The organism is Flavobacterium sp. NRK1, from assembly GCF_024054175.1.
In the GTDB taxonomy this organism is placed as follows: domain Bacteria; phylum Bacteroidota; class Bacteroidia; order Flavobacteriales; family Flavobacteriaceae; genus Flavobacterium.
The window spans coordinates 1,058,478-1,070,762 of the sequence record NZ_JAMXLA010000001.1; the positions used below are offsets into that span (position 1 = coordinate 1,058,478).

The window sequence follows — 12,285 nt, forward strand, 5'->3', positions numbered from 1 at the left end:
TTGCTGTTCAATTTTAACAGAGTAAATTTGTCTTCATATAACCTTTGTAATTAAATAAAGTATGAAACATCTTAACAAATTATTCGTTGCTGCACTTATGGCTCTGAGCTTGAACGCGCAGGCGCAGGACGAAGACAATCCATGGGCCATCGGCTTTGGTGTGAATGCAGTACATACTCGTTTTGGAGCTGCTTCTACATTTGAAGACAAATTCACGAAATTTTTCGCTACAGACGAGTGGAATGTTTTACCATCTGTATCTTACATTAACGTGTCAAGATATGTAGGAAGCAATTTCTCAATTGGTTTAACAGGATCGGTTAACAAAATCGATAAAATAATTTACAACAACCCTCAGGCAGAAGGTGTTTTGTTGAGAAATGCTGATGACCTTACTTATTACGGAGCAGACGCTGTTATTAAATACAGCATTATGCCAAAGAGCTGGTTTAACCCATTTGTTCACATAGGTGGAGGTTACACTTGGTTAGATGATAAAGGTAACGGAACTGTAAATGGTGGTATCGGCTTTAACTTCTGGTTTACTGAAAATGTTGGTCTTACAGTACAATCTACTTACAAACATACATTTGAAGATCAGACTGAAGCTAATGTTCCTAGACATATGCAGCACTTTGCAGGTCTTACTTTCAAATTTGGAGGAAAAGATACTGACAAAGATGGTATATATGACAAAGATGATGCTTGTCCTGAAATTCCAGGTTTAGAGCAATTCCAGGGATGTCCTGACACTGACGGTGACGGTATTCCTGATAAAGATGATGCTTGTCCTGAAACAGCAGGTCTTGCTCAGTTCCAGGGATGTCCTGATACTGACGGTGACGGTATAGCTGATAAAGATGATGCTTGTCCTGAAATTGCTGGTCCTGCTAGCCTACAAGGCTGTCCTGATACAGATGGTGACGGTATCGCTGACAAAAATGATAAATGTCCGGATGTTAAAGGTCCTAAAGAAAATGGCGGTTGTCCATGGCCTGATACTGACGGAGACGGTGTACTAGATAAAGACGATCTTTGTCCGGATGTTAAAGGTACTTCTGCTAACCGTGGATGTCCTGAAGTAACTGAAGAAGTTATCAAAAAATTAAATGAGTATGCAAGAACAATCCTGTTCAACAGCGGTAAATCTACATTTAAAGAAGAAACTTACCCGGTACTTCAAAACATGAATGCAATATTTAAAGAGTATCCAAATTCAAGATTCATCATTGAAGGACACACTGACAGTGATGGTAGCAACGCTCTTAACCAAACGCTTTCTGAAAACAGAGCAGCTGCAGTTAAAGCTTACTTAGTTGAAAATGGTATTTCTGCTGACAGACTTATGTCTAAAGGTTTTGGTGAAACTATGCCAATAGCTTCTAACAAAACTGCTAAAGGTAAAGCTCAAAACAGAAGGGTTGAAGTTAAACTTATCAAAGACTAAGTAAACTTCCCAAAATAAATAAGTAACGCCTCCGAAAAATCGGAGGCGTTTTTTTATTTTTATACCATGGCAAACCAAACCTTTCTTGACAAATTAAGCTCGCAATTAATAAAAGATTATGGCACTGCACTTGCTGATGCCACAGTTGTATTACCTAATAAAAGAGCCCGCATATTTTTACTTGAAGCCCTTAAAAAGCAACTTAGTGAAACAGTATTTGCTCCTAAAATAATAAGCATTGAAGATTTTGTTCAAAATGTAGCCGGCATTCGTTCTATAGATACCATAGAGCTGCTTTTTGAATTCTATAACATTTATATTGACCTCACACCTAAGGAAAAACAGCAGCCCTTTGAAACATTTGCCAACTGGGCTAAAACATTATTACAGGATTTTAATGAAATAGACCGTTATTTGCTTAACCCCGGATATGTACTTAATTATCTTGAAAACATACAGGAAATTGAACATTGGGCGGTGGATGCAGATAAGCGCACTACCATGATAGAAAACTATCTGGAATTCTGGAAGCTGCTGCCGCAATATTATACTACACTTTATACTCATTTATTAAATAAAGGAGCGGGTTATCAGGGATTAATTTATCGTGAGGCAGTAAATAACATTAATCATTTCTCTAATTCTTTTACAAAAGGGCAAATGGTTTTTGCCGGATTTAACGCCCTTAATGCTGCAGAAGAGAAAATAATACAGCACCTGCTTTCTCTAGGTCAGGCAAAAATATACTGGGATATTGATTATGCTTTTTTAAATGACCCTTACCACGACGCCGGCCTCTTTATAAGACGTTTTAAAAAAGAATGGAAACAATACTCGCATCAGCCTTTTGAATGGATTACAGATGAGTTTAGCCTCCCGAAGAATATCAACATTATTGGCACACCAAAAACTGTTGGACAGGCAAAAACTGCAGGGAGGCTTATTGAACAATTCACTACAGAAGACCATAGCCTTGATAAAACCGCATTGGTACTGGGAGAAGAAAGTATGCTTATTCCGCTGCTTTACAGCCTGCCTAAAAGCGTTGGGGCGCTTAATATAACAATGGGGTACAGCAGCCGGAATAATCCGGCACAGCTATTAATACAAAAGCTTTTTAAGCTGCATACTAATGCTATTAACCGAAACGAAAAAAGCTATACCCTTTACTATAAAGAAGTGCTGGATATATTAACACATCCGTTAGTAGAGCCCTATGCTGGTGCCAATGAACTTATAGAAGCTATCAACAAAAATAACTTTACTTTCTTTTCACACAGCAGGTTATATGATCTTCATACCAATGCATCTGCGTTTTTCAGGCTGCTTTTTGATAAATGGGATGAGAATGCCGGTAGTATTTTACTGCGCCTATCAGATATACTTATTGTACTGAAAGAATTTATGAATAATGACGATGAGGAAGATAAGATAACCAAAGCATTTTTATACTCTATTTTTAAAGTAATAAATAAGCTTATAAATTATTATGAGTCGCATCCGCAAATGGATAGTATTGCCGTGCTTTACACCATTTATAAACAGGTTATAGATCTTGCGGAAGTATCATTTGAAGGTGAACCTCTTTCCGGTTTGCAAATAATGGGCGTACTTGAAAGCCGTGTGCTGGACTTTGAAAATGTGATTATCACGTCTATGAACGAAGGTAAATTTCCTGCGGGCAAAACACAAAATTCATTTATACCTTACGATGTTAAACGCGAACTTGGGCTACCTACTTATAAGGAAAAAGATGCTATATACAGCTATCACTTTTATCATTTGCTGATGCGCGCTAAAAATGTGTATTTATTATACAACACTGAAAGTGAAGGGCTTGATGCCGGCGAACGCAGCCGCTTTTTAACCCAGCTCGAAATTGAAAAAAAACCACTCCATACATTAAAAACTGAAGTCTACAATGCTGTTCTTCCACCTAAGGCTTATGAACCGATGGCAGTACCCAAAACTGAAAAAGTTATGGAAAGGCTAAAAGAAATAGCCACTATAAAAGGTTTTTCGCCTTCAGCATTAACAGGATACATACGCAATCCAATACAATTCTATTACCAAAGGGTACTGCGCATAAGTGAAACAGACGAAGTAGAAGAAAGCATTGCACTTAATACATTAGGTACAATTATACACGGGGCGCTTGAAAACCTGTATAAACCCTATATTAATAAATTTCTTGCCGTACATAATATAGACAGCATGACAACTATGGCTGATGATGAAGTTATGCTGCAGTTTAAAGAAGTATATAAAGAGGGTGAAATTAAAAAAGGCCGTAATCTGCTTGCTTTTGAAGTTGCCAAACGTAATGTACACAACTTCTTAAAACAGGAAAAATTAAGGCTGAACGAGGGAGATACTGTAAAAATACTTGCACTTGAAGAAAAATTTACCCGCATACTGGAAGATGAAAGACTGCCCTATCCGGTAGTTATCTCAGGGAATATAGACCGTGTTGAGCTTCGTAATGACACTATACGGATTATAGATTATAAAACAGGCAAAGTAGAAAAGAGCAATCTTATTTTAAAAACATGGGATGGACTTACAGCAGATGTAAAAAATGAAAAGATAATTCAGCTGCTTACTTATGCTTTTATGTATGAGCCGCACAACAACGCCCAAAAAATACATGCAGGTATAATATCATTCAAGAATATGAAAAATGGTTTTATGAACTTTAATTTTAAAGATGCCATAGACAAAACAGTCCCAATGCTTGATCATATAGATGCGGAAATGCTTGAAAACTTTAAAACAGAACTTATCAGCCTAATTAACGAGATATTGAATCCTGAAACAGCTTTTGAAGAAAAATAAGGTGCTCTTATAAGTTATTTAATTTTTAAATATCGGAATAAACAGAACTTTTAAAATAAAAAAGGGAAAACATGAATGTTTTCCCTTTTTTTGCCCCCAAAAATACCGTAAAAATTAATTTACTAATGCTATTTTCTTATGGTAAACTTATGGTCTTATTGAGTACTATACAATAGTTTTAGACCAAATGCATACATTATCGATAAAAGGCAATCTTTATCGATGAAGTGCATTTTTTAACATTTAATATATAAATAAATTATAATTTTTGTAAGAGATATAATATTGTATGAGGAAGATATAAAATAAGAAAGGGAAAACGTTTCCGTTTTCCCTTTCTCTGCCCCCAAAAATACTGTAAAAATTAATTTTACTAATGCTATTTTCTGGTGCGAATATATAACGTTTACTGCGGTTTTACAAAATTTTCCGACAAACTGCACCAAAACCCGTTAATACGCTTATTTAGTAAGCTCTTGCATCATTACCCTCATAAAAATTAATAAAAGCACGGTTTACTACGCGGTTACCGCCCGGTGTAGGATAATCTCCTGTAAAATACCAGTCGCCAAGGTTTTTAGGACATGCTTTATGTAAATTTTCCACGCTCTGGAAAATAATCTTAACCTCAGCATTAATACCTTCAGAACTTAACATCTGGGCAATCTTATCTGATATTTCCTGATCTGTAAACTGAGCATAAAATTCAGTTACATAATTAACAACCTCTGCATCCGGAAGGTTTTCCTGAGCTTTACATTTTTTATAAACATCTTCTACTATGTGCTCCAAACCTCTTTCTTTAAGCAGTTCGTGTGCTGCTTGAAAAGCAATTAGCCCTTCAAGTTTTGCCATATCGATACCATAACAGTCAGGATATCTGATTTGAGGAGCAGATGATACTACTACAATACGTTTAGGGCTAAGCCTGTCCATCATTTTAAGAATGCTCTTTTTAAGGGTAGTACCCCTTACAATAGAGTCATCTATAATAACAAGGTTATCTTCGGGCTTAATAACGCCATAGGTAACATCATACACATGGGCCACAAGATCATCACGGCTGCTGTCTTCAGTAATAAAGGTACGCAGCTTAGCATCTTTAATAGCAATCTTCTCGGTACGTATTTTTACTTTAAGAAGCTCTTCAAGCGTAGCCTCGGTAAGTGTATTTCTGTGTTCAAGAATATGTTTGTTCTTGCGCTGGTTAAGAAAATCCTGTGCTGCCTCGACCATACCAAAGAATGAAGTTTCGGCAGTATTAGGTATATATGAAAAAACAGCGTTATCAGTATCATTTTCAATAGCTTCAAGCACCTGAGGCAATACTAATCTGCCCAGTTCTTTACGCTCTTCATATATTTCAGCATCGCTGCCTCTTGAAAAATAGATCCTTTCAAAAGAACATGCTTTTTTAGGCAGTGCAGGAATGATCTCTTCTACAGCTACTTTACCACTTTTTTTAATGATAATAGCATGGCCTGGGTCAAGTTCTTTTACATCTTCAAAAGGAACATTGAAAACAGTTTGTATTACCGGCCTTTCAGATGCTACAACAGCAATTTCATCATCCTGATAATAGTATGCCGGGCGAATACCTGCCGGATCGCGGAAAACAAAACTGTCTCCGTGTCCAATAAGGCCTGCCATTGCATAACCGCCATCCCATTGTTTAGACGCGCGTTTCAGTATTTTGGCAATGTTTAGCCTTTCAGATATTATTGCCGATGCTTCCTGTTTTGAATAACCTTCAGTTTTGCACTCCTGGTATAAGTCTGCCACTTCCCCATCAAGAAAATGACCTATTTTTTCCATAACCGTTACCGTATCTGCAAGTTCTTTAGGATGCTGTCCAAGCTCTACAAGACTGTCAAAAAGCTGCTTAACATTAGTCATGTTAAAGTTACCCGCTACAATAAGGTTGCGGTGCATCCAGTTATTCTGGCGAAGAAACGGGTGAACACTTTCTATACTATTTTTACCAAATGTTCCATAACGCACGTGCCCAAGATACACTTCTCCCAGATAAGGAAGATGTTCTTTTTGCAATGCAACGCTCTGGTTGTATTCAGGATGTTCTGTAAGCTCTTCATTAATCCTTTCATTAATCTGCTTGAACACATCCTGTATAGGCTGCTGCTGATTAGAGCGCACCCTGCTGATGTATCTTTGCCCGGGCTCAACATCAAGTTTAATACTTGCAAAACCTGCACCATCCTGCCCGCGGTTGTGCTGCTTTTCCATAAGCAGGTACATTTTCTGAATACCGTAAAAAGCAGTACCGTATTTTTCTTTGTAGTATTCTAATGGCTTTAATAATCTTAACAGCGCAATACCGCATTCATGTTTTAAAGCGTCACTCATAATAGTGTGTTGTGTGTAGTTGTTTTTTGTATTCCTATTAAAAAAAGCCCGCAATTGGGCTTAGAGTTCTGTTATTCGTTTTCAAGCGCAATATCAAACTGCGTTAAAGCCTTAAATTGTTGCAGGCGATCCAGCACCTCTTGTTTTTCGAGACGCAGCATTCGGTTAGGGCCAAACTCCTCTACGCAAAATGATGCCATGTTAGAGCCGTATATAATTGCATTTTTAAGGTTTTTAAAAGATATGTTTTCACTTTGTGCAATATATCCTGCAAAGCCGCCTGCAAAAGTATCGCCTGCCCCCGTAGGGTCAAACACCTCTTCCAGTGGAAGGGCAGGTGCAAAAAATACCTGTTTATCGTGAAACAGCAATGCACCGTGTTCTCCTTTTTTAATAACCACAAACTCAGGGCCCATTGCCTGTATTTTTGCAGCTGCTTTTACCAGCGAATATTCGCCTGTAAGCTGTCTTGCCTCTTCATCATTAACTGTAATAACATCTACCCTTTTAATTACCTCCATCAATTCGGGTAAAGCACAGTCCATCCAAAAGTTCATAGTGTCAAGCACCACAAGCTTAGGAGTAGCCGTTAGCTGATCAAGCACGCTTATCTGCACCAGTGGGTGCAGGTTGCCCAGCATAACCACATCGGCATCTTTAAAATTATCCGGAACCTTTGGCTGAAAATCTGCCAGGGTATTAAGTTCTGTAACAAGAGTATCGCGGGAATTCAGATCGTTATGGTAGCGTCCGCTCCAAAAAAAAGTTTTACCTCCTTTTACAACTTCAAGGGCAGAGATATCTATGTTTCTTTCTGTAAAAAGATCAAGATACTCCTGAGGAAAATCATCGCCAACTACCGATACAATGGCCGACCTGACTTTAAAGAATGATGCCGAAAAACCTATGTACATGGCAGCCCCACCAAGAATTTTACCGGTTTTGCCAAAAGGTGTTTCTATGGCATCAAAAGCCACTGTTCCTACAATCAGTAATTTGTTCATAAATGCAATGAAATTTAAAGGTGCAAAGATACTCTATATCTTCAATACATACAAAAAATTGGTTATCAAATTCACTTATGCTATTATATACAAAATCAATGCTTTACAAACCATATATTACTATAACGTTATTAATTTACAGGTGTAAATTATATTTTTATTAGCAATAATTCAACACCTATTAAAAAATATTAAAATATTGCTAACAAATTATAAATTGCATGGAAATATTTATACATTTACCCTGTAATAACCCTATGACTTACCCCCATATGTCTGTAAAATGCCCCTTTTACATGAAAATATTCCCATCAGAAAAATTAATGCTAAAAACATCTTTATCAAGAGCTAAAGTTTTAGAAAGGCTGCACCGCCGCACAATATCACCAGACGGACTGAGTGCTGATTTTGAAAACAGCCTTTTTGAAGGCCATGTTTCGCAGGACTCTTTTTTAATAAGAAGCTCTGTAACCGAAAATAAAATGTTTCTGCCTGAAATTCAGGGAAAGCTAAATGAAAGCCCTAATGGTACAGAGATTACAGTTATGATGAAACATACAGACAGCATATCTAAATTTATGATGCTCTGGATGGCGGGCGTTACCCTGGGCATAATTGTAATTGTAATGGCAGGCTTTTTTGCCGGAGGGTCTAAAACAGCAATACTAATACCCAGCATTATACTGGGCACAGGTATAGGCTTTATAAATGCGGGTTTTAACAGTGAAAGCAAAAAAGCAAAAGAAAAACTTACCAGAATTTTAGACGCCGAAATAAAGTGGTAAATAAAATTTAAGGCATATAGTTATTGCATTGCTATAACAGCTTTTGCCCTTCTGCTTCATAATAAGCATCTACATTTAAATTGGGCTGTGCTGATGCCATAACTGCCAATTGGTCGCAGCGTTCGTTTTGCGGGTGGTTGTTATGCCCCTTTATCCATTTAAAATCTACTTTATGTTTGCGATACACAACAAGAAAACGTTTCCATAGGTCGGAATTTTTCTTGTCTTTGTAGCCTTTCTTTTCCCAGCCGAAAACCCATCCTTTTACAACCGAGTCGACCACATATTTAGAATCGCTTACCACAAGCACGGCAGTATTGGGTTTAGAAAGTTTTTCCAGGCCTACAATTACCGCCAGCAGCTCCATACGATTATTAGTTGTAAGTCGGAAACCTTCATAAAATTCTTTACGGTAGCCGGTGCCTACCTGTTCCATTACAACACCGTAACCTCCCGGGCCCGGATTTCCTTTGGCAGCGCCATCTGTATATATATGTACGGTGTGCATGTTTATTGGTAGATTTGGTTATTTAGTGCTTTAAAGGTCAGAATGTTTAAACAAATCAACCATTAAGTATCTCCTCAATCACCCTCGGAAAATGTTCATGTTCTAGCGCTAGTACTTTTAGCGCCACTTCTTCGGCACTAAGGCATTCCTCTACTGCTACAGCATGCTGATAAATAATATTACCCTCGTCATAATTATCATTTACATAATGTATGGTTATACCGCTTTTTTTGTCTTTATTTTCAAGCACGGCACGGTGCACATGCATGCCATACATACCTTTTCCGCCATACTTAGGCAGTAGTGCCGGATGTATATTTATTACTTTATGAGGGTAGGCAGCAATAATATCTGAAGGGAATTTTAATAAAAATCCTGCCAGCACAATAATATCAGGGGCAATCTGATTAATACTTTGAAGTACTTTTCCTTCATTTAGCTCTTCACGTTTAAAAATAAATACAGGAATATCATAGTTTTTTGCGCGCTCTATTACACCCGCAGTTTTGTTATTTGTAAACACCCCAGCTACAGTATAACCCTGCTTCTCGTCGAAATACTGCATTATCTGCTCTGCATTAGAGCCCCCACCCGAAGCAAAAAGCACTATTTTTTTCATTTTTTGGAAAGTATTTTACGGTATTGAAAAAAGAATAATATCCTGCAAAATAACGGCCTTTTAGCAACATTCTAAAATTAATTTTTTAAATTAGTGCTACATTTTTTGGCGAAAATGCTGTTTTAAAATAAAGTTTTTTATTTTTGCCATTCAATTTAAATTCTAAAATTAAAGATTATGTCAGACATTGCATCAAGAGTAAAAGCGATTATCGTAGACAAATTAGGTGTTGACGAAAACGAAGTTGTAACAGAAGCTAGCTTCACAAATGATCTAGGAGCGGATTCATTAGACACTGTTGAGCTTATTATGGAGTTTGAAAAAGAATTTGACATTCAGATTCCGGACGATCAGGCAGAAAATATTTCTACTGTTGGTCAGGCGATTTCTTACATCGAAGAGGCAAAAAAATAATAAATATTCAACATCCATGTAGTTACTCATTACATGGATGTTATTATTTATTGGGACAATTAAGGCCAAAATACCTAAAAAAATGAGAACCTCTTAAAGACAGGGCGTTTTCATAAAAAAATATCACCAATGCCCATGTTTTCTTATTATTTTTATAGAGACGCATGGGTATTGTTCTATAAATTTGAAACTATAAAATTGACCTTATGAAATTAAGAAGAGTTGTAGTAACAGGACTGGGTGCACTTACACCGATAGGAAACAACGTTGAGGAATACTGGAACGGACTTGTTAACGGTGTTAGCGGAGCAGCCCCTATTACTTATTTTGACACGACTAACTTCAAGACCAAGTTTGCCTGTGAGGTAAAAAATTTCAACGTTGAAGATTTTATAGACCGTAAAGAAGCAAGGAAAATGGACAAATATGCCCAGTATGCCCTTGTTGCTACGGATGAAGCAGTAAAAGATGCTAATTTTGACTTTGACGCTTTAGATAAAGACAGGGCAGGTGTTATTTGGGGATCAGGTATTGGCGGACTTGAAACTTTCCAGGAGGAAGTTATCAACTGGGCTAAAGGACCTGGCGTACCTAAATTTAATCCTTTCTTTATACCTAAAATGATTGCCGATATTGCAGGCGGCCATATTTCTATTAAATATGGTTTAAGAGGCCCTAACTTTACAACGGTTTCTGCCTGTGCATCATCTACAAATGCATTAATAGATGCCTTTAACTACATTCGCCTGGGCCATGCAGATGTCATGGTAACCGGTGGTAGCGAGGCAGCGGTAACCATTGCCGGTATGGGCGGGTTTAACGCTATGCATGCGCTTTCTACAAGAAACGACGACCCTAAAACCGCTTCAAGGCCTATGGATAAAGACCGTGAGGGCTTTGTACTGGGTGAAGGCGCAGGTGCGCTTATACTGGAAGAGTATGACCACGCTGTGGCTAGAGGCGCAAAAATATACTGCGAAATAGGCGGCGGCGGTATGAGTGCCGATGCACACCATATTACTGCTCCTCACCCTGAAGGGCTGGGCGCGCGCAACGTTATGATTAACTGCCTTAGGGATGCAGGCTTAAAACCTGAAGATGTAGATGGTGTAAATATGCACGGTACATCTACCCCTCTGGGAGATATTGCAGAATCTAAAGCTATCATGGAAGTTTTTGGTGAGCATGCCTACACGCTTAACCTTAACTCTACAAAATCTATGACCGGACACCTTCTTGGTGCTGCAGGAGCCATAGAAACCATAGCTTCTATATTATCTATCAAATACGGCATAGTACCGCCAACCATCAATCATTTTACTGATGATGAAAATATAGACCCTAAGCTTAACTTTACTTTTAATAAGGCCCAGAAAAGGGATATGAAAGTTGTTATGAGCAATACATTTGGGTTTGGCGGACACAACGCATGTGTGCTGGTTAAAAAACTAGAACTTTAATATACCACTATGGGTATCATTAAAAAAATATTTTCAAAGAATACCCGTCTTTCTCCGGAAGACGGGATTTTTTTTGATGAACTCAACAAGATACTTGGCTTTCAGCCTATAGATATTACCCACTATCGCAGGGCATTTACACACAGGTCATCTAACAAGACCGACGAAAACGGGCATCCTGTAAATTATGAAAGGCTTGAATTTCTGGGCGATGCTATGCTGGGCTCTGTAATTGCCGCCCATCTTTTTAATGAAGTACCTACCGGAGACGAAGGGTACCTTACCAAAATGCGCTCTAAAATAGTGAGCCGGGAGCATCTTAATGAGCTTGGCCGCGACCTTAACCTTATAAAATGGGTAGAGAGCAAAGTATCTACACAGCATTTTGGCGAAAATATACACGGTAATCTTTTTGAGGCACTTATTGGCGCTATATACCTGGATCGCGGCTTTATTTGGTGCGAAAAGTTTATACATAAAAAAGTAATAATTCCTTATGTAGATATTGCCAAGCTTGAAGGCAAGGTAATAAGCTACAAAAGCCTGGTTATAGAGTGGTGCCAAAAGGAAAAAAAGACTTTTCAGTATGAAATTTATGAAGATAACGGAACCGAAGGCCAGAAACATTTTGCAGTAAAGCTAAAGATAGACGGCAGGATAGTTGCACGTGCCCGGGCCACTTCTAAAAAGAAAGCAGAAGAAAAAGCATCGCAACGTGCGTTTTTTGCATTTCAGGAAAAAATTAACAAAAAATAAGGCAACTTATCAGTAAACTAAAACGTTTTCGTAGATAAAATAGCAGAAACTTAATCATATACGCTATTTTTTCTTAACATTAAATAGTATATT

General features: G+C 37.8%; 10 protein-coding genes. 6 read left to right on the plus strand and 4 right to left on the minus strand.

What is annotated here, in order from left to right; all coding sequences use genetic code 11:
• Positions 1–61: 61 nt before the first annotated feature.
• Both NHE85_RS05020 and NHE85_RS05025 read left to right on the plus strand, forming a co-directional pair.
• Positions 62–1,447, plus strand: coding sequence for an OmpA family protein (locus tag NHE85_RS05020; RefSeq protein ID WP_252810262.1), 1,386 nt, complete (start codon positions 62–64; stop codon positions 1,445–1,447).
• Positions 1,448–1,513: 66 nt separating this feature from the next.
• Entirely contained in the window at positions 1,514–4,282 is a 2,769-nt protein-coding gene (locus NHE85_RS05025) for a PD-(D/E)XK nuclease family protein (RefSeq protein WP_252810263.1), read from the plus strand.
• Positions 4,283–4,747: 465 nt separating this feature from the next.
• On the opposite strand, the gene NHE85_RS05030 is transcribed toward NHE85_RS05025, so the two are convergent.
• Complete coding sequence (locus NHE85_RS05030) at positions 4,748–6,646, minus strand: amidophosphoribosyltransferase (protein WP_252810264.1); 1,899 nt, start codon at positions 6,644–6,646, stop codon at positions 4,748–4,750.
• 71 nt (positions 6,647–6,717) lie between these two features.
• Positions 6,718–7,650: a PfkB family carbohydrate kinase gene (locus NHE85_RS05035; protein WP_252810265.1), complete on the minus strand. Its 933-nt coding sequence runs from the start codon at positions 7,648–7,650 to the stop codon at positions 6,718–6,720.
• A gap of 296 nt (positions 7,651–7,946) precedes the next feature.
• Here NHE85_RS05035 and NHE85_RS05040 point away from each other — a divergent pair, with 296 nt between their 5' ends.
• Complete coding sequence (locus tag NHE85_RS05040; RefSeq protein WP_252810267.1) at positions 7,947–8,435, plus strand: hypothetical protein; 489 nt, start codon at positions 7,947–7,949, stop codon at positions 8,433–8,435.
• Between the two features lie 31 nt (positions 8,436–8,466).
• Here NHE85_RS05040 and rnhA read toward each other — a convergent pair whose 3' ends face one another.
• Both rnhA and NHE85_RS05050 read right to left on the minus strand, forming a co-directional pair.
• On the minus strand, positions 8,467–8,943 hold the full coding sequence (gene rnhA / locus NHE85_RS05045) for a ribonuclease HI (RefSeq protein WP_252810269.1): 477 nt from the start codon (positions 8,941–8,943) through the stop codon (positions 8,467–8,469).
• 55 nt (positions 8,944–8,998) lie between these two features.
• Positions 8,999–9,562, minus strand: coding sequence for a phosphoribosylglycinamide formyltransferase (locus NHE85_RS05050; protein WP_252810271.1), 564 nt, complete (start codon positions 9,560–9,562; stop codon positions 8,999–9,001).
• A gap of 177 nt (positions 9,563–9,739) precedes the next feature.
• On the opposite strand from NHE85_RS05050, the gene NHE85_RS05055 reads away from it, so the two are divergent.
• From NHE85_RS05055 to rnc, 3 genes are all read left to right on the plus strand, one after another.
• Positions 9,740–9,976, plus strand: a complete 237-nt coding sequence (locus NHE85_RS05055; RefSeq protein ID WP_019037482.1) for an acyl carrier protein — start codon at positions 9,740–9,742, stop codon at positions 9,974–9,976.
• Between the two features lie 206 nt (positions 9,977–10,182).
• On the plus strand, positions 10,183–11,436 hold the full coding sequence (gene fabF, locus NHE85_RS05060; RefSeq protein ID WP_252810273.1) for a beta-ketoacyl-ACP synthase II: 1,254 nt from the start codon (positions 10,183–10,185) through the stop codon (positions 11,434–11,436).
• A 9-nt stretch (positions 11,437–11,445) separates the two neighbouring features.
• Entirely contained in the window at positions 11,446–12,192 is a 747-nt protein-coding gene (rnc, locus tag NHE85_RS05065) for a ribonuclease III (protein ID WP_252810275.1), read from the plus strand.
• Positions 12,193–12,285 lie beyond the last annotated feature (93 nt).